At 41.5% G+C, this 20,871-nt stretch carries 21 protein-coding genes; 16 read left to right on the forward strand and 5 right to left on the reverse strand.

The features are described 5' to 3' along the window. Nucleotides 1-44 precede the first annotated feature (44 nt). The 3 genes from PFZ69_RS08870 (at nucleotide 45) to PFZ69_RS08880 (ending at nucleotide 2,728) form a co-directional block, all read left to right on the forward strand. Nucleotides 45-740, forward strand: a complete 696-nt coding sequence (locus PFZ69_RS08870) for a Na-translocating system protein MpsC family protein (RefSeq protein WP_270180720.1) — start codon at nucleotides 45-47, stop codon at nucleotides 738-740. A gap of 165 nt (nucleotides 741-905) precedes the next feature. After that, on the forward strand, nucleotides 906-1,097 hold the full coding sequence (locus PFZ69_RS08875; protein WP_270180721.1) for a hypothetical protein: 192 nt from the start codon (nucleotides 906-908) through the stop codon (nucleotides 1,095-1,097). An 821-nt stretch (nucleotides 1,098-1,918) separates the two neighbouring features. Continuing rightward, nucleotides 1,919-2,728: an MBL fold metallo-hydrolase gene (locus PFZ69_RS08880; protein WP_270180722.1), complete on the forward strand. Its 810-nt coding sequence runs from the start codon at nucleotides 1,919-1,921 to the stop codon at nucleotides 2,726-2,728. A gap of 59 nt (nucleotides 2,729-2,787) precedes the next feature. Here PFZ69_RS08880 and PFZ69_RS08885 read toward each other — a convergent pair whose 3' ends face one another. Then, on the reverse strand, nucleotides 2,788-2,988 hold the full coding sequence (locus tag PFZ69_RS08885; RefSeq protein WP_098442444.1) for a cold-shock protein: 201 nt from the start codon (nucleotides 2,986-2,988) through the stop codon (nucleotides 2,788-2,790). Between the two features lie 329 nt (nucleotides 2,989-3,317). Here PFZ69_RS08885 and PFZ69_RS08890 point away from each other — a divergent pair, with 329 nt between their 5' ends. The 4 genes from PFZ69_RS08890 (at nucleotide 3,318) to PFZ69_RS08905 (ending at nucleotide 7,427) form a co-directional block, all read left to right on the forward strand. Then, a complete protein-coding gene (locus PFZ69_RS08890) occupies nucleotides 3,318-4,130 on the forward strand; it encodes an STAS domain-containing protein (RefSeq protein ID WP_270180723.1) in 813 nt (270 codons plus the stop codon). 467 nt (nucleotides 4,131-4,597) lie between these two features. After that, nucleotides 4,598-5,233 carry a YczE/YyaS/YitT family protein gene (locus PFZ69_RS08895; protein WP_270180724.1) on the forward strand — a complete coding sequence of 212 codons (636 nt, stop codon included), beginning with the start codon at nucleotides 4,598-4,600 and terminating at the stop codon, nucleotides 5,231-5,233. Between the two features lie 80 nt (nucleotides 5,234-5,313). Then, nucleotides 5,314-5,871, forward strand: coding sequence for a class I SAM-dependent methyltransferase (locus PFZ69_RS08900; RefSeq protein WP_270180725.1), 558 nt, complete (start codon nucleotides 5,314-5,316; stop codon nucleotides 5,869-5,871). A gap of 224 nt (nucleotides 5,872-6,095) precedes the next feature. After that, nucleotides 6,096-7,427 carry a S8 family serine peptidase gene (locus tag PFZ69_RS08905; RefSeq protein WP_270180726.1) on the forward strand — a complete coding sequence of 444 codons (1,332 nt, stop codon included), beginning with the start codon at nucleotides 6,096-6,098 and terminating at the stop codon, nucleotides 7,425-7,427. A gap of 181 nt (nucleotides 7,428-7,608) precedes the next feature. Here the strand turns inward: PFZ69_RS08905 and PFZ69_RS08910 are convergent, their stop codons facing one another. Both PFZ69_RS08910 and PFZ69_RS08915 read right to left on the reverse strand, forming a co-directional pair. Further along, nucleotides 7,609-8,709 carry a M24 family metallopeptidase gene (locus PFZ69_RS08910; protein WP_270180727.1) on the reverse strand — a complete coding sequence of 367 codons (1,101 nt, stop codon included), beginning with the start codon at nucleotides 8,707-8,709 and terminating at the stop codon, nucleotides 7,609-7,611. Between the two features lie 24 nt (nucleotides 8,710-8,733). After that, entirely contained in the window at nucleotides 8,734-10,122 is a 1,389-nt protein-coding gene (locus PFZ69_RS08915) for a sodium:solute symporter family protein (RefSeq protein WP_270180728.1), read from the reverse strand. A gap of 549 nt (nucleotides 10,123-10,671) precedes the next feature. Here PFZ69_RS08915 and PFZ69_RS08920 point away from each other — a divergent pair. The 7 genes from PFZ69_RS08920 to PFZ69_RS08950 all read left to right on the forward strand — a co-directional run bounded on the left by PFZ69_RS08920 (nucleotide 10,672) and on the right by PFZ69_RS08950 (nucleotide 17,057). Beyond that, a complete protein-coding gene (locus PFZ69_RS08920) occupies nucleotides 10,672-12,081 on the forward strand; it encodes an MBL fold metallo-hydrolase (protein WP_270180729.1) in 1,410 nt (469 codons plus the stop codon). Nucleotides 12,082-12,380: 299 nt separating this feature from the next. Beyond that, nucleotides 12,381-13,304, forward strand: coding sequence for a glutarate dioxygenase GlaH (gene glaH, locus PFZ69_RS08925; RefSeq protein ID WP_270180730.1), 924 nt, complete (start codon nucleotides 12,381-12,383; stop codon nucleotides 13,302-13,304). Between the two features lie 17 nt (nucleotides 13,305-13,321). Beyond that, nucleotides 13,322-14,530, forward strand: coding sequence for an L-2-hydroxyglutarate oxidase (lhgO, locus tag PFZ69_RS08930; RefSeq protein WP_270180731.1), 1,209 nt, complete (start codon nucleotides 13,322-13,324; stop codon nucleotides 14,528-14,530). Between the two features lie 111 nt (nucleotides 14,531-14,641). Continuing rightward, a complete protein-coding gene (locus PFZ69_RS08935) occupies nucleotides 14,642-15,397 on the forward strand; it encodes an alpha/beta hydrolase (RefSeq protein WP_270180732.1) in 756 nt (251 codons plus the stop codon). A gap of 20 nt (nucleotides 15,398-15,417) precedes the next feature. Next, nucleotides 15,418-15,972, forward strand: coding sequence for a cysteine hydrolase family protein (locus tag PFZ69_RS08940; RefSeq protein WP_270180733.1), 555 nt, complete (start codon nucleotides 15,418-15,420; stop codon nucleotides 15,970-15,972). 86 nt (nucleotides 15,973-16,058) lie between these two features. Further along, nucleotides 16,059-16,631, forward strand: coding sequence for a M15 family metallopeptidase (locus PFZ69_RS08945; protein WP_270180734.1), 573 nt, complete (start codon nucleotides 16,059-16,061; stop codon nucleotides 16,629-16,631). A gap of 15 nt (nucleotides 16,632-16,646) precedes the next feature. Continuing rightward, nucleotides 16,647-17,057 (forward strand): NUDIX hydrolase, encoded by a 411-nt coding sequence (locus PFZ69_RS08950; protein ID WP_270180735.1) that lies wholly within the window; start codon nucleotides 16,647-16,649, stop codon nucleotides 17,055-17,057. A 21-nt stretch (nucleotides 17,058-17,078) separates the two neighbouring features. Here the strand turns inward: PFZ69_RS08950 and PFZ69_RS08955 are convergent, their stop codons facing one another. Beyond that, nucleotides 17,079-17,399 (reverse strand): DUF3870 domain-containing protein, encoded by a 321-nt coding sequence (locus tag PFZ69_RS08955; RefSeq protein ID WP_270180736.1) that lies wholly within the window; start codon nucleotides 17,397-17,399, stop codon nucleotides 17,079-17,081. Between the two features lie 12 nt (nucleotides 17,400-17,411). Continuing rightward, on the reverse strand, nucleotides 17,412-18,473 hold the full coding sequence (locus PFZ69_RS08960) for a DctP family TRAP transporter solute-binding subunit (RefSeq protein ID WP_270180737.1): 1,062 nt from the start codon (nucleotides 18,471-18,473) through the stop codon (nucleotides 17,412-17,414). Nucleotides 18,474-18,579: 106 nt separating this feature from the next. Between PFZ69_RS08960 and PFZ69_RS08965 the strand changes: the two genes are divergently transcribed. Together PFZ69_RS08965 and PFZ69_RS08970 are read left to right on the forward strand one after the other, a co-directional pair. Then, nucleotides 18,580-20,184, forward strand: a complete 1,605-nt coding sequence (locus tag PFZ69_RS08965; protein WP_270180738.1) for an ATP-binding protein — start codon at nucleotides 18,580-18,582, stop codon at nucleotides 20,182-20,184. Beyond that, nucleotides 20,174-20,866, forward strand: a complete 693-nt coding sequence (locus PFZ69_RS08970; protein ID WP_270182005.1) for a response regulator — start codon at nucleotides 20,174-20,176, stop codon at nucleotides 20,864-20,866. The genes PFZ69_RS08965 and PFZ69_RS08970 overlap by 11 nt, the downstream gene beginning before the upstream one ends. Nucleotides 20,867-20,871 lie beyond the last annotated feature (5 nt).

Consider the following 20,871-nt stretch of genomic DNA (forward strand, 5'->3'; position numbering starts at 1 on the left):
GGACTGGAAATATGATGTTCTGGTCTCAAAAGAGGATGAACGTAATGGAAACCAAATCAAAAGAAGCTGAGATTTCAAGCTATGTAGGTAAACTTTTACGCGATAATTTCGGGAAAGGCCCTTCTTCTGTCTTTGTATCGATTGAAAAACCGTACATCACGATTTATTTTCGAGATTTTTTAGCACCCATGGAGCGGGTTCTCATCGATCAGAAAGAAGAAAAGAGAGTCGAGGAAACGAGAGATCTTTTGATGATCAAATTGTTTCCTGAAATAAAAGCTGCCCTAAGTGTTATGGCTGATTTCACTATCGAATCTTTCTATCATGACTGGTCGCTTCCTAACCGAACCGGTTTGTTCCTTGGTATTATGGATCAAAGCGAATGTGAAGAAGAACATGTGCCAGGTGGGTTTGAAAAGAAAGAAGAACTGCACGAAGAAATTGCACGTATCAGTAAGCAAGCAGAAAAGGTTCCAGGACTGATTGATTCTTGCTACTTAAATGATCGAACGATCGTTGTGATTCGAGAAGGAATTTTAGTCCGTATTGAGAAAGAACTCATTCGTGATGGGCATGAAGAAACTCTTAAATTAACGAAACGTCGACTTGAAAAGAGTCTGATGCATAATAATAATTTTGAATCAATCTTATCAACAGAGGTGCAGGACATCTTCGTTGACTGGGATTTTAAGCTAGATAAGAGTTACATTGTGTTTATAGTAAAACCATATAAATCGTAGGTGGAAATGAGCTGGGCAAAAGAACCAGACATAAGCCGAAAGGACCCTTGTGGGATCTTTCGGCTTTTTTTTGTTTTATAGTGAGGTTTTTTCTAATCCTTGAGCACAAACAGCCAACAGACGTAGCACTAGACGAAAAACAGTTATCAAAGGAGGAGAAAAAGAATGAAATATTTAATAGACCATTCGAAAAAGGTGATCCATCGAACGACTTTTGCAGGTGATCGTTGCGAATTTCATACGACTCCAATCGATAGACGTGAAGGAACGATGGATGCTCCTTATCTCGATAAACTTGTAAAAGAAAGGTCCTATATTATTTGCGAGATGTGTAGCGGTAGTATGAAAGAAGAGTAAATAAACGCTTTTTTACGAGGCGTTACACTCCCTTCAACCCATTGATGACAAAACCTCCAGTATAAGTATTAAAAGCATTGCTGGGGTTTCCAAATAGATAATAGGGCGAATAGGATGGCAGCTTATGTAAGATCAGAAGCTGCTAGGTTGAAGCTCTTTAATACAGGATCATAAAATGTAGAAAATAAAATGCGAGCGATACAATCGTTAACTCCAATTAGAAATTATTGGAAGAATATTCTTTCTAAATTCATTTAGATAAGATAAAGTTTCAAGTAGGAATGAAGAAAATACATTCCTACCTTCGCTACTTCCTGTGATTCCTTAAATTATCATCCCAAGGTAGCTAGCAAACATGAAGAATGGTCCAGGAACTGCTTGGACCATTCCTTACCCTGCTAAGAATTGACCCTCAGAACGCCTGTTTTCTATAAGAATGAAATAGGCATTAAAAATGTCTGAAAGAGAATGAAAAATTGGTTAAAAAGTTGATTGAAGTTAATGTGAGAAATATCAAAAAAGAACTCCTCCAAAAATTCCCCCTCTGACCTTCTTTATCGAGATGCCAATCTGTGGTGCCATAGGAAGTCATCCAAGTCGTGTAGATATAAGAAATATTTTTATAAGTCTTTTCCGGTTTGGATTGAACAATACCAAAGTGCTTCTTCCATTAGTTTTTTACCATTTTTATCCTAAATAGCTTTTATTCAATTTATAAGATTTATTGTTAGTGGAAAATGGACATAAATTAATATTATATTGGAAGTATTTTGACAATTAGGTTATAATCCCCTTTGTAGGTAACGAAGGGAGAGAGAAAAATGGAGCGATCTATCTGTAATACATGTGGAACCCAGTACTCCGAGGCTCAGCCCGAGTACTGCTCTATTTGTAAGGAAGAAAGGCAGTATGTAAATCCAAATGGACAAGAATGGACAACACTAGAAGCCATGAGGAATAGTGAATATCATAATAAAATCACTTATGAGAAACCAGGCTTATTTAGCATCACAACTGTGCCATCATTTGCAATTGGACAAACTGCCTATCTAATACAGGAGAACGGTCGAAACATACTATGGGACTGTATTAGTTACTTAGATCAAGAAACAATAGATGAAATAAATGAATTAGGGGGCATTGATGCAATAGCACTATCGCATCCTCACTATTATTCTTCTCAAGTTGAATGGGCGGAAGCTTTTGATGTGCCGATCTATATTCATGAAGATGATCAACAGTGGGTGATGAGAGAAAGCGAACGAATCATTTATTGGAGTGGCGAAGAGCTAGAACTAACCCCAACCGTGAAAGTTCATCGTCTTGGTGGTCATTTTCGAGGGGGAGCCGTACTGCATTGGACAGGTAAAGATGGTGGTACACTCCTGACAGGCGATATTATTCAAGTTGTTGCTGATCAGGAATGGGTAAGCTTTATGTATAGCTATCCTAATTTAATTCCTCTGCCAGGAGCTAAGGTAAGGGAGATGGCTGAACGTGTTCGTTCTTTAGCGTTTAAACAAATATTTAATGCCTTTCATAAGCGGGTAGAGAATGACGCAGATCGTGCCGTACAGCGATCGGCGGATCGCTACATCATGGCCTTACAAGGAGAGTTATTTGATACATAACATTTAAAATAAATAAAAAAAGCTTTCCCAGATTGGGAAAGCTTTCTTATAACTACTAGTTACGCTTTAACAACGTTAGTAGCTTGAGGTCCGCGGTTACCTTGCTCTGTGTCGAAAGTAACTGTTTGACCTTCTTCTAGAGTTTTGAAACCTTCACCTTGAATTGCAGAGAAGTGTACGAATACGTCGTCTCCACCTTCAACTTCGATGAAACCGAAGCCTTTTTCTGCGTTAAACCATTTAACTGTACCTTTGTTCATGTGTAATTCCTCCAGTGCGATTCGCACAAATATTACTATTACTGCTCTACATAATGATTCAAGATGTAAGGTCGCTTAAGGAGCTTATTCTAAACTAATCATACGTTCCGAACAACAATAATTAATCCTAGTATAACATGTGAAAATAATAATGCAAGTCACAAAGAGATGATAACGTGAATGAAAAACCTCATAGGGTACGTACACCCCTATTCGATGTTCGCCCTCGAATAGATTTATAGTGCTATCTTTTCATAAACCTGGTAATGTAAACTTATGTCATCTATTCGTTTATTTATTTATTAATTAATATCCGGAGGTATCATCACATGCCTATAAACGAAACGATTTTAAAAGAAGAAATAGTTTTGATAGGGAAAAAGATAGAAGCTTCAAAACAAGAGTTGGCGAAGAAACTTGCTTTAAACGAAGGTGAAGCAGAAGAGGCCTTACAGGTTCGGATGGAGTTATTTCAATTAATTGCGGACGCTTTTTCAAATGGTTATGATGAAACAATTACTCGTATTGAGGAGTGGGGCAAGGAAATTGGAGAACTAGCAGTTCATATGGAAGTGGAGCTAGATGAATCTTTAAAAAGCACTTCTGATTTTCGAAATACGATCTGGAATAAAATCGAAGAAATCAGTACGAATGAAGGAATTTCGTTGAAAACGATTTTTGAAGTAGCTCGTATTATCGATCCCTTGTTAGACCGAGTGGTGTATGCATATAGTACAGCGTACGTCGAGGCTTATAAAAGTAACATCGATAAGGCTCGAGAATCGTTTCTTGAGTTATCAACTCCGATCGTACCTATATTAGAGGGCGTTGCGATTCTGCCGATCATCGGAGATATCGATACGTATCGTGCGAGTCTACTGTTAGAGAAGTCTCTTGAGGGAGCAACATCCATGAACTTGACCCACCTGTTTATCGACCTATCGGGAGTAAACATCGTCGATACGATGGTTGCAAATAACATTTTTAAGATCATCGATTCGCTAAAAATGATCGGAGTAAAAGGCATATTAGCAGGTATAAGACCTGAAGTTGCGATGACGATGGTATCACTGGGAATCGAATTTAAAGGTGTTCAGACTCATAGCACGCTTAAACAGGCTTTAGCAAAACATATTTTATAATTTAGTCTAGAGAAGCTACCTCGACTGGTAGCTTTTTAGATTGTAGAGAAAGTCTAGGTGTTACGATGAGAGTAGTCGATGAATTCCACTTCCAATTAACGTTGACGGATAAATGGAAGGTCAGGGTTCCCATATTTGTCTGTTAAACCATTGAGACGGAAAGTTTGTTTTGGATTTATTCTCTTCAAGTAGGAGAGACGATCGCGGACTCCTGCGGTAGAACGGGCTTGGCCGTTCGTCCGCGGAAAGCATGCGATCGTCATCGACTACGGCATTGGGAAAACCGAATATGTGCATAGGTTTCTAGAGAAGCTACCTCAACTGGTAGCTTCTTTTTATTACCATATTTTATTTTGGTTAAAGTGATTGACGTGTAACTCAATCGCTAATAAAATGGGTTTCGAAAAAATTTGAAGGACAGCCTCTGTTATCAAGTTTTTAAACTTAGAGGAAGGGAGGGGATCGTAATGGCTTATCGTATTACGGTTTACCTTCTAGGTATGTTCATAAACTTCTTTGGTGTAGCGTTAATCATTCACGCCTCCATCGGAGCTGGGTTCTGGACATCCTTTTTTATTGGAGTCTCAGACCTTTTTGGTTTAACAGTCGGTTTTTGGTATGGTGTTTTCCAATTTCTAATCATCTTTTTAAACGGATGGTTAATGAAGCAAAATCCGGAGTTCAAAGCACTATTGCCAGTGTTTATGGAAAGCTTTATTCTTGATTTTTGGTTAGAAATCGTATTTGCATCTGTTGATCTGTCAGCAGCACCAGTAGTAGTAAAAGCTTTAACACTTGGAGTTGGAATGTTCACGATTGGTCTTGGTGTAGCGATTTACATCCTGCCGCAGTTTCCAAGAGCACCTGTCGATCAATTATTCTTAGCAGTCAGTGCACGTTTTAATGTGAGTCTGCGCATGGGACAAACATTAGTTGCTATCGCTGTCGCATCTCTAGCTGTATTGATCGGCGGACCAGTAGGAATTGGTACAGCCGTACTCGTTTTATTCCTTGGGCCAGTTATTCAACTATGGTATACGAGGGCTTATCCAATGTATTACATGCTTAAACCAGAAAATGCTCCCCAAGAAGAGTATTTATAAATCGAAATTCAACAAGCGTTCCTGCCTCGTAGCAGTGAGCGCTTTTATTAATGTATACTAATTCTGAGGAGGTTGATGTTATGACTGGAAAACGATTTAAACCTGGTAAGGCAGATAAGCTTCTTGACCCAAAACGAAATGAAATCTTATCTCCAGAGCAAGTCATCTCGCTTCTGAAAGTGAAGGAAACAGACCATGTAGCCGATTTAGGCGCGGGTAATGGTTACTTTACGTTGCCGCTAGCTCAAGTAGCAGAAACGGTATATGCTGTGGATATCGAAAAGCAGATGCTAGAGCTTCTAAAAGAGCGTGGCTCACATATGAGCAACATTCAATACATTGTAAGTGATCTAGAGGAAATTAAGTTGCCGGATCGAGTAGCGGATCATGCCCTAGTAGCTTTTGTTCTTCACGAAGTACCTAATCTTACGAAAGCATTTACGGAATTGAAGCGGATCCTAAAGCCTGGTCAAAGGCTGCTCGTTCTTGAGTGGGAAAAAATCGAGATGGAGATGGGTCCTCCTATTCACGAACGAATGTCTTCTGAGCAAATGAAAGAAGTTTTTATCGATAACGGTTTAGAACCGGAAGTTCATTACTTCCATGAAGCGGTATATGGAATATCAGCAGTAGTCTAGATTTATAGTGCGCTACCCATGAACGAATACCCCTAATGCATAAGGGGTATTTTTTATGATTGAAAGGAAAAGTTTAGGTTGTTGGGAAATAAAAGCTTTATATGCCCAATAATTAGAGGGTAAGAGTCTGAACTTTCCCAATACAAAGAATGGTCGAACTCCTTTATCATGTTAGGTAGGCACTCAAGGGGAGTGCAAAAAAAACTTTATGATGGAGGTATTCAATGAGATTCTTGAACAAGATAGCACTTATTGTGTTATTGGTTGCAGCAACATTAATACCGGGGCAGATGAAGCAAGCGGAAGCTAGCTCATTGAAAGTGGATCAGGCGTTAACAAATTTATTAGCTAATATTACAAACTTTAGTGAAGTAGAGGCAATCATTACATATGACAGTATGCCGACTATTGAGCAGTTGGATAAATTGAAGTCATTTGGACTATCGGTTAAAACGTTTAGTGAAATACCTGTTGTAGGTGTTTCTGGCACGGCTCTAGAAATTAATTCACTATTAGACAGCGGATTGAATGCGCTTGGAATCTATAAAAACAAAGAACTGGATTATCTCATGAAAGATAGCCGCAAACTTATCGGTGCTGAAAAGGTTTGGAATGACCTTGGATATACAGGGAAAGGTACGACCGTTGCAGTCATCGATAGCGGAATCGATGCAACGCACCCTGATCTTCCGATGGGAGATAAAGTGGTCCAAAACGTGAAGATGTTAGTTGGAGGAAGCATTTTCGGTGGGGAATCTCTCTATCTTGAAAATGTACCGAACACAGATACGACCTCTGGTCACGGTACTCACGTAGCTGGAACGATTGCTGGTAATGGCACAGCGAGTGACGGTCTGTACAGTGGCGTTGCTCCTGATGCGAAACTAGTGGGGATTGGTGCTGGTGAAGCGATCAGCATTCTATGGGCTCTTGAAAGCTTTAACTATGTAATCGAGCATCAAGAAGAGTATGGCATCGATGTTGTAAGTAATAGCTGGGGTACGACAGGTGAGTATGACCCGAATTCTCCGATCAACGTAGCAAGTAAAACGGCTCATGATAATGGGATCACAGTTACTTTTGCAGCAGGAAATGAAGGGCCAGAAAATGATACGCTAAATCCTTACTCAGCTGCACCTTGGGTTATTTCAGTAGCCGCTGGTACGAAAGACAAGCAGCTTGCTGATTTCTCTTCAAGAGGGGTACCTGGTGACAATCTTCTACATCCTGATATTACTGCGCCAGGCGTTGATATCGTTGCAACGAAATCTTCTACAGGTGTTGTGATCAACGCACTTGGTACTACAAAAGACGTTAATTATATCGACCCTGAATACATTCCGTTCTACACGACGTCTAGTGGTACAAGCATGGCAACACCACACATTTCTGGAATCATTGCGCTTATGGAAGAAGCTGCAACAGATCTTTCACCAGATGAAGCACTTAGTCTTCTCGAACAAACAGCTGAGCCAATGTCTGGTTATGAGTACCATGAGGTTGGTGCCGGTTATGTGGATGCATACAAAGCAGTACAGCAGGCTGCAACAAAATAATTTATTTATGATGAAGGCACGACTCGATGATGAGTCGTGCCCTTTCTAGTTTTTAGCATATTTAAAACCTTATAAACTAATGACCCTTTATTCCGCTCTTCATGAGTATTCACTCCTGCTGAAGGCGATCCTCGAATGAAACTAAAATCCCGTGCTGTTTTTAGCACGGGATTTAGTGTGATCAACCTACGATCTGAAGTTCTTTCGGGAATTTTGTTAATGTTTCATAACCATTAGGTGTAACAAGAACATCATCCTCGATGCGTACTCCGCCGATTTCTGGTACATAGATACCTGGTTCGATCGTGTATGTCATGCCTTCTTGTAGAACATTATCGTTGTTTTCACTCATTGAAGGATACTCGTGTACTTCAATCCCGATTCCATGTCCGATTCGGTGAGGGAAGTGATCGCCGTATCCACCATTCGTGATAATTTCGCGAGCCTTTTTATCAAGGTCACCAAGGCGAGTGCCTGGCTTTGAAATGTTTAGCGTTTCAAGCTGAGCATTAAGCACGATATCGTAGATTTCTTTTTGCTTTTCATTCACTTCTTGGAAAGCGACTGTTCGAGTGATGTCAGAGCAATAGCCGTTATGAACAACACCAAGATCAAATAAAACGAGGTCGCCTTTTTTAAGCTTCCGATCTCCAGGGTTACCATGTGGTTGTCCAGCTTTTTCACCGAATAGAACCATTGTGGAGAATGACATTTCGCGAATGCCTTTCTTCTTTAATTCATATTCGATCGTTGCGAGGACTTCCATCTCAGTCACGCCTTCACGAAGTGCTTTAATCCCAGTTTCAACACCGAAGTCAGCAAGCTCTGCAGCTTCACGAAGGACTTTTAATTCTTGATCGTCTTTAATTAAACGAAGCTCATTTAGCTTCTCTTCAGCACTTGTGAACGTTACGCCAGAATAGCGCTGCATGATTTGCTCTGCACGCTCATATGCAAGCGTCACTTTTTCAATCGCTACGTGATCAGCTTCTTCTATTCCGCGTTCTTTAAGTGCAGTATGGATGAGCTCCCAAGGGTTGTCAGCATCTCCATGTCCAATGATGTCATGCTTCCAACCTGCATCTCTTGCTTGGGAAACTTCCATGCCTGGTGTCACGAGGAATGGATCCTGATCAGGGAACACAAACAGACCTAATAAACGTTCATGTGGGTCTGTATGGAAACCAGATAAATAAAAGACGTTTGATGGTGTATGAACAAATGCGAATGTTTGTCCTGTTTCCTTCAGCCAGTTCGAGAAATTTTCTAGACGTTGATTCATTCGGACCACAACCTTTTCTGTTTCTTACTTATTCTTTTTCGTAGTCGCAAGTGTAACGACGATGAGTACGATTACTGCGACCGGTACGGCGAAAAGAACGCTGTTCAGATCAAATGGTTTTGCTAGTGGGATTTCCCATACAAGCGTTGTCGCAACACCAGCGATCATGGAAGAAATACCACCGTAGTAATTCACTCGTTTCCAGAAGAACACTGCTAGTACAGCAGGAGTGATTCCGGCTCCGTATACTGTGTAAGCATACATTTGAACAGAAAGCACTGTTGGGAAAAAGCTGATGATAACATAAGCTAGAGCACCGAGAATAACAATGAACCATTTAGTCATGTTTAACAGCTGACGATCTGTTGCGTCCTTTTTCACGTACTTCCCAACAATATCATACGTTACGTTTGTTGCAGCTGACAATAGATACGAGTTCCCAGTTGTAATGATAAAGGCAGTAGCTGCAGTGAGAAGAATTCCTCCTACTACAGTCGGCATGGCAACCGTTGTGGCCATAAGTGCCATTCCCGGATCGATATCAGGGAAGATCGATCGAGAAGCGAATGCAATTAATGCAATTGTAGGTGAAATGAGTAACATCGCAACAAGCCATCCGATTTGCGCTCGTTTAGACGATTTATCTCCACTTGAAGAGGCCAGACGCTGATACATGTTCTGGTCTGCAAGTAATAAGAATAGGGACGGAAGCAAATATCCAAGCAGTTGAATATTCGAAAGTTGTCCACTAAACGTTAGGTGGTCACTCGGTACATTTGCAATAATTTCATCCCAACCACCAGCGATAACAAAGATGGTCGGTAACGTAACACCAAGACCGACTACCATTAAGATTGCGCTGATCGCATCTGTTGGAGCGACGGAACGAAGTCCACCGATCGTAGCAAGAAATATGATAAGTGCAGCTCCGATGATCGTTCCAAGTTCAACTGAAATACCAGTCGTTAAATTAAGGATAAATCCAAAGCCTTTCATTTGATAAGAAACGATACCTACATAGGCAAGAATAATAATGATACCTGCAAGCATACGTGCAAATTGGCCGTATTTTTCTTCAAGAATAGAAGAAACGGTATATTTACCAAATTCACGAATACGTGGTGCAATTAGATAAAGCGTTCCGATCCCGATCAGTGTTGGGACCGCCATCAAGAAGGCTGGAATGATTCCATAGCTATACGCCATAGACGTTTCGCCACCTGAAATACTTCCACTACCTGTCCATGTTGCTAAAAGTGTACCCGTAAGTACGAGAGCACCGAGTCCTTTTCCTGCAAGAATAAAGTCCTCACTACTCGAAACTTTCTTAGAGAAATAAATTCCTAAACCGACCATCAAGATGCCATACGCGATGACAAACCAGAGGAGGTTTGGATTGTGTGTAATTTCCATTACGTAAACGTCACTTCCTTGTTGTGTAATTTTCTAGGGTGCGCACCGATTCGTATCCTATCATAAGAAGAGTCGATTATAAAAAAAGGCTCTCATCTTGGTTGGAAACGATTTCTAACTTTTATTAGAATGCGCCAAGAAAGTGGTGCTATTATAACGTCTTTATGGGAAAATCACCTTTATAATGCTTATATATGGTAATTACATGAGCTTTAAGTACTAATTTGAGATTTGTTTCCACGGTGAAAAAAGAGCTATTATTGCGAATTTTACCTTTGTTTTGACGATGGAGGGAAGAGAAGTTATAAGTTTGCATTATAATCGTGATGAATTTACTTACTTTTCGTGATTATTTAGTAGGGTTTCGTGAACCAAATAAGTTTTGCGCGGATAGACGAAGAATGAGTATTTCTTGAAGGATATAGAGATGTTATAAAGAATGGTGTAGGGGGTATAAAACAATATACTTGATAAAAAGATAAAGAGTAGATATGATGGTTTTACATACCCATAGGGGTAATTTATTTATTGTATTTGGAGGGTTACGAAATGTATCTACGCACATTCTTTGATGAAAAGCTAGCACAATATTCTTATTTGATCGGTTGTCAACGAACAGGCGAAGCACTTGTGATCGACCCGGCTCGAGATGTGACCCCTTATATAGAAGTAGCAAAAAAAGAAGGTTTCCATTTAGCCGCTGCAGCCGAAACACACATTCATGCTGATTTCGTATCTGGTGCACGTCAGCTTGCAGAGAAGCATGATGTGAAATTGTATTTATCTGATGAAGGTGATCAAGACGCAAAGTATGAGTATCTTCAAGGATTAAATGTGGATTTAGTGAAAGATGGATCCATCATTAATGTAGGAAATATCGAACTTAAGGTAATGCATACCCCAGGACATACTCCTGAAAGTATTTCGTTCATGCTGACAGATCGTGGCGGAGGCTCAGACGTACCGATGGGTGTATTCACAGGAGACTTTGTCTTTGTTGGTGATATTGGACGTCCTGACTTGCTTGAAAAATCAGCTGGACAAGAAGGAACAGCTGAAAAAGGTGCAAAGGAGATGTTCAAATCACTCCAAACGTTTAAAGAGCTACCTGAGTTTCTTATGGTATGGCCGGGACATGGTGCTGGAAGTGCATGCGGTAAATCACTCGGTGCGGTGCCACAATCAACAGTCGGCTATGAGCTTCGAAATAACTGGGCATTGAAGGAAGAGAATGAAGAAACATTCCGAAAAGAACTCTTGAATGAACAGCCAGAACCACCGACGTATTTTTCTGTTATGAAGAAAGTAAATAAGGAAGGTCCTGCAGTGTTATCTGATGAGGAGCTTCAGAAGGTCAACAATGCCGAGGAGTTTAAAGCATTTGCTGAGCAAGAAAACACAACGATCGTTGATACTCGTCCAGCAAAAGACTTTGCAGAAGGTCATATTGAAGGTGCAATCAATTTACCATACAATAAAGCATTTACGAACTGGTCCGGCTGGGTGCTCGACTACGATAAAGACCTCATATTGGTCGCAAACGATGATATGAAAGAAGACGTTGTTACATCGCTTCATTCGATCGGAATCGATAAGATCAAAGCGTACGCAAGTCCGGACATTCTATCTCAATGGAATGATCTTGAAGGATACACGTTCATCTCAACTGAAGAGTTGAAGGATGTATATGAAAAAGAAGATGTCTATGTGGTTGATATCCGAAAAGAGAACGAGTATAACCAAGGCCATATTCCTGGAGCAGGACACCATATGCTTGGTTATATCGAAGACCAAGTTGAAGACATCCCTGAAGATAAAACGCTCGTCGTACATTGTCAATCAGGTACACGTTCTGCGATTGGAACGAGCTTGTTACAATCACTTGGGTTTAAAGATATCTTGAACTATAGCGGTGGTTTTGCTGCATGGGAGAAAGAAGGAGACAGAGTAGAGAAATAATCATGTTGAGAACGCAAAGCTAGAAGCTTTGCGTTTTTAGCTTGTTGTAAAACCACCCTTAATACTTTTTCATTGACGGAAAATTCTAACTGTTGTAATCTGAATGAGAAGCCTCCATTTAGAAAGGTATCCCCCTTTCAAAATCCGGAGGAAAGGGAATAGGAAAAAAGAACAATACTGCGTAAATTACTAAAGCTCCTACATGAGCTATCTCGTGATTACAAGCCAGTGTATCGATCTCGAATTATCGGGAGACGTATGCTGGCTTTTTTTAATTTCTAAAAAGGGAGAGGTTCGAAATGATTGAGACGAAATTGGAACGAAAGACGATCAAAGGGAATGGGTATGAAATTAAGCCCTCTTTAGATCATGGGCGAATGTACGAGATCGAACTCGATCGAGAGGTGCTGGCGCGGTTCTTTGAAGAAGTGAAAACGATCAGTAGTCAACAGCTCGATTATATTCCTTATATGCGGTTTATTATGACTGATAAGCTCGTTAAGCTGCTTGATGAAAACTTCCAGAAAACAGTGAGGGGCATCCTTCACGATCGATCCACAGGTGGCTTTACGGTTGGCGTCGGTGGGTATACGGAAGACACGGAAGAGTATGTGAAGTTCTCTACTGCTTTTTCCCACCTCGTCGGAATTCCGAACTTCGACGCGATGTCTGGAAATTACTATGCTCGCTTTTCAGTGAAGCATACGGATGATAGCGATTCTTACCTGCGTCAGGCGTACCGTCTGTTCACGCTTCATACGGATGGCACGTATGTTGATGAAGCGACAGACTGGCTCCTGATGATGAAGTTTGGAGAAGAACATGCAGTCGGAGGAAGATCCCGTTTGCTCCACCTTGATGACTGGGAAGATCTTGACCATTTCTACAATCATCCACTTGCGACTCAGAAGCTCGTCTACAAGGCACCGCCTAGTAAAAACGTTATTAAAGAGGTATTTCGAACAACGTTTTATGAAAGGAACAATGAGCCTTGCATGTGTTTCATCGATCAATTTGTTCATCCTTCAAGCATTGAAGAAGCGACTTATTTGAAGGATCTTTCTTCCTCGATGGAGAAGTCTTCAGAAACAAAAGGTGTCGATCTGCCTGAAGGAAAGCTCGTGATGTTGAACAACCATTTCTGGCTTCACGGAAGAGAAGCGTTCGAAGAGAATCCTGCGCTTCATCGTGAACTTCTTCGCCAGCGAGGTCGATTTGCATAAAAGAAGGGGACATGAGGATGTATGATTATCTCGTTATAGGAGGGGGCATCGTCGGATTATCGACAGCTCTTTCTCTTCATCAAAAGTATCCACAAGCCAGGATGGCAGTTGTAGAGAAGGAAAAACAGTGGGCAAGCCATCAGACGGGCAGGAACAGTGGTGTGATTCATTCTGGAATCTATTATAAGCCAGGTAGTTTGAAAGCAGAGCTCGCGAGAAAAGGCAGCCAGTCGATGGTTCATTTTTGCCAGGAGTATGGGATTCCGCATGAGGTTTGCGGTAAAGTAATCGTCGCAGTAGATGATACGGAGAAAGAAAACTTAACCAATCTTTACAAGCGCGGCCTTAAGAATGATTTAGCTGTTAGGAAACTATCGAAAAGTGAATTACTAGAAATAGAACCTCACGTTAACGGTGTAGAAGGAATCCGGGTTCCTTCTACAGGGATCGTTGATTATCAGAAGGTGACTGAAAAGCTAGCGGACCTATTAGGTGATCGAGGTGTCGACCTCCTTTCAAGTACGAAGGTGACAAACATCGAGGAAGATGAGAACGAAGCAGTGGTAGATACTACTCGAGGTACCTTAAAGACTCGTTATCTCGTGAACTGCGCGGGACTTCATAGTGACCGAATGGCGAAACTCGCAGGCATGTATACGGATGTTAAGATTGTTCCGTTCAGAGGAGAATACTACGAAGTTAAAAAAGAGAAAAGCTATCTCGTGAAAAATTTGATCTACCCTGTGCCAAATCCAGAGTTTCCGTTTCTTGGCGTACATCTGACAAGAATGATGGGCGGTGGCATTCACGCAGGCCCGAACGCAGTTCTTAGTTTAAAGAGAGAAGGCTATCACAAATTGGCCTTTGATATGAAAGATACGGTTGACGTCCTGTCTTTCGAAGGGTTTTGGAGAATGGCGGCTAGTAATCTTAAAGAAGGAATGAAAGAGATGAAGCGCTCCTTTCACAAGAAATCATTTGTGAAGAGCCTACAGCGGCTCGTTCCAGAAATCGAGGAAGATGATGTGGTTCCGACCCATTCTGGTGTTCGAGCTCAAGCCCTCTTAAAAGATGGAAAGCTTGTTGATGACTTTTTCGTCTTTCCAGGTAAGCGCTCAATTCATGTGTGCAATGCCCCTTCACCGGCTGCGACCGCTTCACTCGAAATTGGTAAGGTCATTGCGAACAAAGTTCCGAGTGTCGTAACTACAAAAATGTATATGTAAGAATGATGCTGCTGAGAAAGACTCAGCAGTTTTTCTTTTCGAAAAAGGAATTACAGACGACTTACCGAAAAGCTATAAAGTGTAAAACTTGTTGGAAGCGAGTGGTAAAGCATGATGAGGGAATTCAGTCTATTCATCCCAGTGTTTAATGAAAAAAGAAGGGTAAGACTCTATATACCAAACGACTACGATGAGACAGATATTCGTTACCCTGTCATCTATATGCATGATGGTCAGAACGTTTTTCATGATCGTGAAGCAGTAGGAGGGAGGTCGCTCCGATTAAGAGAATATCTCGATAAGGAAAAGCTACCTATTATCGTTGTTGCGATCGATTCTGGTGAAGAGCGTATGAGAGAATATTGTCCGTTTCCTACTGGAGAGTTGAGTAGGCAGGTGACTGCTAGAGAGCCTATCTCGGATGTTAAAGGCATCGAGTATATTGATTTTATCGTAAACGAGTTGAAGCCATATATCGATCGAACGTATCGAACGCTCGACCGTTCCGCCATGGCAGGGATATCTCTTGGAGGGTTGTTGACAGTGTATGCCGTTTGTCGATATCCACATGTTTTCTCTAGAGGTGCAGCGATCTCTTCTGCTTTCTTTCGGAATCAGGAGGAGATCGAACGATTCATCGAAACGACAGACTTATCGAAGGTAGAGAAACTATACCTCGATTGTGGGAAGGATGAATCGAGTGATGAGCAGCTCAATTCCGTATTTTTTGAGACTAATCAAAAGGTGAGTACGCTGCTAAAGGAGAAGGGAATACAAGTTGAATTCCATCCAGTCGAGGGTGGGGGACATACATATGAAGCTTTTAGTAAGAGGGTCGGTCGTGTCATTTCATTTTTAGTAAATTAGGGTATAAGGAGGCGTTCGTGATGAAAGCATTACTAGTTGTAGATGTTCAGAAAGCATTTTTTAACGAAAAATGGGGAGAACGAAACAATCATGATGCAGAGGAAAAGATGGCGACGATCATCGATTATTGGCGAAAGCAGGGGGAGGAGGTTATCTTCATCCAACATCTATCAAATAATCCGCAGTCTGTTTTCTATCACAAACAAGAAGGGTTCGTGATAAAAGAATCTGTTAAACCGATGAGAGGAGAACAAATCTTTACGAAGACAGTGAACAGTGCTTTTATAGGAACAGGTTTAGAAGAGTACCTTCATGATAGGAAGATTAGTGAAGTGGTAATCGTTGGATTAACGACACCTCACTGCGTTTCAACAACAGCACGTATGAGCGGTAATCTAGGATTCCACACGTCTGTTGTTTCAGATGCAATGGCTGCCTATGGAATCTATGATCAAGATGAAAACTATGTTGATCCAGAAACCGTTCATTCTGTTTCGCTTGCAACGATTCATGAAGAATTTGCAACGGTGATGACGACTGATCAGTTGCTTACACGGTTCGTGGAGAAGAAGTGACGAATGTGGTACATGTGAGCAAACGCTCCTCTTCTTATTGCGTTTTCCTGCTAAAATAGAGAGACGGGAGAGGAGCGGGTGTAAGCGTGAAACTATTATCGAAATTTACCAGCACGTTTCTCGTGTTGTTATGTATAGGATTAGTCGGTAACTATCTACTATCTAATTATGTTGATACTAGTAGAGTACTAGTTAATAAGGATGTTCCACTTCCGGACGAACTGCATCCAGAAGTCGAGGAAGCGAAGAATGAGCTGATTGCGAGGTCTGCGAAAAAGGGGATCGAAGTTGTCATCACAGACGGTCATCGTTCGAGTGAAGAGCAAAATAAACTGTATGAGAAAGGGAGATCCACCGAAGGTAACATTGTAACGAATGTGGCTGGAGGCGGATCATACCACAACTACGGTTTAGCGATCGATTTTGCCCTGAAGCTTGATAACGGTGATGTGGTTTGGGATATGAAGCGAGATGATAATGACAATGGAGAGTCTGATTGGATGGAAGTTGTAGCAATCGGGAAAGACCTTGGCTTCGAGTGGGGTGGAGACTGGTCGTCTTTCAAAGATTATCCTCATTTACAAATGGATTTTGGTCTTACGATCCGAGAATTGAAGAGAGGCCATCGACCTGAGAAATCGTATGCGAAAAACGAATGATCGCAAGGGAAGAATATGAGAACGAGATCTGCTGCTATCATCCTCGAGGACGATCGGGTAGCGTTAATTAAAAGGGTGAGGAATGGAGACGTCTATTACGTTTTTCCTGGTGGAGGAGTAGAAAAAGGAGAATCGAAAGAACAAGCTGCGATTCGAGAGGTTCATGAAGAGTTAGGTGTTACTGTATCGTTAACAGACCTTTATGCAGAAGTTGATTTTAATGGGAAGCAATACTATTATCTTGCTCAGCTTGTTGGTGGAGAGTTTGGAACAGGAATGGGCGAAGAATATCAGCTCAAAGAAACGGATCGAGGCACGTATGAACCGGTGTGGATCGAACTTAATGAGCTCAATGGTCTCGATGTAAAGCCAGCTGAAGTTGCAAGATCCCTTTATTCTCTAAGAAAAACGGCAGATAGTCGTTAGACTGATCTGCCGTATCATCCATCATTTATTTAACGCTTCAGGATACATTTCATACTGTTTATGTGCATCCTTCAATGCTGCTGAAAGGGCATTTCCCGCTTTGCCAAGGTACCCTTCTCTCAACTGAGTTAATGGTTCTTCGATGCCATCTTTTAAACTGAAGCCTTTTAACAGCTGCCTTACAAATTGTTTGCTGTGCTCGGTCATCAGTGTACAGGAAGCATCCACGATCACCCCGTAATGTTTATCTACTTCGAGTGTGAGCGTTAACGTATCTGATATATTGTTAGCGGCCATTCCCCCCGGAAGCTTCGAATGACCTGCGACGAAAATCGTATTCATTAAGTTCCCTCCTTACTGGTGTGAATAGTTGCTTTGAATCCCCTCTAGTTCTTCTATTATGTTGTTCGAGATTTCCTGTTCAGCCTCGTTATAAACGGGTTTAAATACGTCCCGCCACCTTTTTACTTCCTCTGTCGTCAATACATCGAGTTCTATATCTGAAGAGCGCTTGATTTCTCGAATATGCGCGTCATTGATTTCAATCGAATGTCTTCTGACCCAGTTAGTCGTTTCTTCCATAGCTTCTTCAAAAGATACCTGCTGACTTTTCGATAGCTTTTCCCAGAAGTCTTCATGGATGACGACAGCATAGCCGAGATAAGCATGGTTACTTAGTGTCATGTATGCTTGTTTCTTATAAAATTTCTTAGAATAGATGTTCGAAATGGTATTTTCCTGACCATCTACGAAGCCGACTTCGAGGTTTCGGTATGTTTTATTAAAAGAAAGTTCACTCGTACTTGCGTTCAATGCTTCAAACTGAGATTTGATAACAGGTCCAGGCATCACTCTGAAATGAAGCTGATCCATATCACTCGGTAAACGAATCGGGTGCTTGTTGTTTGTAAACTGTTTGAAGCCGTTATACCAGAAGCCTAGTCCCTTCACATTCGTTCCCTTTAGGTCGTCAAGTAGTGCTTGCCCAATCTTACCTTCGTAGGCATCTTGGACAGCATCATACCCTTTAAAAGCGTAGGGTAAGTCGAGCACTTGCCAGTTTGGAAAACGAGTTGAGAGTTTAGAAGTGGCTGGGGCGATCATTTCTACGTTCCCATTCGTAACAGCTTCCCACTCATTTTGATCTTGATAGAGTTCTCCATTTGAGTAGATTTCAACTTTTATCTCATTATTTGTTTTGGCTTGAATGCGGTTGGCAAAATCACGTGCTGCCATCCCTTTTGGCGTGTTCTCGGCAGCTACATGGCTAAATCGAATAACCAACTGCTCTTCTAAACCTTCTTGTTCATCATCGTACTCTAGTATTCTTGTCGTTTCACCCGGACTAAAGCCAAGGTAAAACGCAGTAAGTATGCCAGCCAAAACAAATGTTGTGATGATTGCAACTGTCTTCATAGTATCCCCTGTTTCGCAAGCGTTTCCAATAGTTTATCATAGATAGCGAGAATGAAACGAGGTGTTACTAGCATTTGAGCTAGAGACTTTGGAAGGACGTTCAGTTATGAGAAGGGTTATATCGATAAAGTGGAAAATCATGATCTTTTCGTTTGGCGTCGTTTTCTTTTCGATCATTATTGCAGGAGTGATTGCAGCTGGAAAGTTGTACGACCAGACAGAAGAGAGACTGGGAGAAAGAGGTCTGATCACAGGACGTACGGTTGCGAATCTCCCAGAAGTGCAGCAATCTCTCGTACAAAGTGAAGGATGGGAAACACTCAACCCGATCGTGAATAGAGTCAGGACGATCAATGGCTCAGACTATATCGTGGTGCTTAATTTGAACCGTATCCGATATTCCCATCCAGTTGAAGAAAAGCTTGGAACCGTATCTTCTGGAAAAGATGAAGGTGCGGCGTTTGCTGAACACAGTTATGTTTCAAAAGCAAAAGGTGAACTCGGCGTTTCCATACGATCGTTCGTACCGATCATGAATGCCGAACATGAACAGATCGGTGTTGTGATTGTCGGTAACATCATGCCGAATCTCGTAACGGTCCTTTCTAGTATAAAATCTGAACTTGCACTTATCGCCTTACTCGCACTTGGGTTTGGAAGTGTCGGTTCTTGGCTTTTGGCAAGAAGAATTAAGCAAGAAACCTTTCAGCTTGAGCCACATGAGATATCGAGGCTTCTCGTTGAGCGGACGGCAACATTTGAGGCGATGAACGAAGGCGTCATCGCGATCGATTTAAATGGAAAGATTATGATCTTCAATGATAAAGCAAAGAGGATTTTAGACATCGCTGAGGAAGTGACTGACCTGCCAGTGGAGGAAGTTATAAAGGGGAAGCTCCTTTCGATCTTAAAAAGCAAGGATCGCTTTGAAAATGAAGAGACGACGGTTGGTCAGAAAGTATTGTTGATCAGTAAGGTACCGATCATTGTAGAGGGTATTGAAGTTGGTGGCGTAGCCGTTTTTCAAGATCGAACGGAAGTGGCGGCGATGGCAGAAGAGTTAACGGGTGTTAAGAATTTCGTTGAGGCATTGCGAGTGCAAAATCACGAGTCCCTGAACCGTCTCCATACGATTGCAGGTTTGATTCAGCTTGATGAAAAGGAAAAAGCACTCGACTATGTTTTTGATGTGTCACAGCAAGATGAAGATCTTTCAAACTTTCTAAGCAAGAGAATCAATGACTTTCGTATTTCAGGGTTGATTCTTAGTAAAGTTAGAAGAGGGAAAGAGCTCGGTATCAACGTCACAATCGACCGTGATAGTGTGTATAAGAAGAATCCGATTTTATTAGATAGTCATGATCTTGTCCTGATTTTAGGTAACTTGATCGAAAATGCCTTTTATTCTTTTCATGAAGTGAGTCGGGAGGATAAACTGATCCATCTTAGTATCATCGGTGATGATGATGGTCTTTATCTATCAGTAGAAGATAATGGGTGTGGCATGAAAGACGATATACAAGCAAGGGTTTTGGAAAAAGGGTTCTCGACGAAAGGAAAAGACGGAAATGGACTTGGCCTATACCTTATTAATCGAACAATTGAGAGGGCAAATGGGACAATGAAGCTCGTTTCTTATGAGGATGAAGGAACGAGTATCGAAATTGTTATTCCAATGAGCACTGAGGGGAGTGAGCATGATGACGATTAGCGTTTTATTAATAGAAGACGATCCGATGGTGCAAGAAGTGAATAAGCAATTTATTAAAAAGATCGAAGGTTTCACAATCATAGGAGTTGCAAGCACGGGTGAGGAAGGCCTGAAACTTGTTAAGGACTTGAAACCGGATCTCATCCTGCTCGATGTCTACATGCCTGAGCAAAATGGACTCGATATGTTGAATAAGCTAAGAAACGAAGGAAGCCGTGTCGACGTGATCGCCATCACAGCAGCGAACGACCGCGATACGATTCGAACCATGCTTCATAATGGTGCGCGAGACTATTTGATCAAGCCTTTCAAATTTGAAAGGTTTCGGCAAGCGCTCCAGGATTTTAAAACGTATCAAGAGCAGTTAAGTGGGAGTGGTTCAATTTCCCAATACGAATTGGACTTGATTAAATCGAACGGGAAACCGATGTCCAAATCGAGCGGTGAACAACTTCCAAAGGGATTGAATGAACAAACGCTTCGCCAAATATTACGTTATTTGGAAAAGCAAGAAGACGCACTTACGGCTGAAGAAACTGCTGATGGCGTCGGAATCGCTAGAGTTACCGCTAGGCGCTATCTCGATTTCTTGCAGAAGTCAGGACAAGTAAAAATCGAAATCCAGTACGGAGGTGTGGGGAGACCTCTTAACCGGTATACGTTGGTAAGCCTATCTAAATAAGATAG

The organism is Alkalihalobacillus sp. CinArs1 (assembly GCF_947387515.1).
GTDB lineage: Bacteria > Bacillota > Bacilli > Bacillales > Guptibacillaceae > Guptibacillus.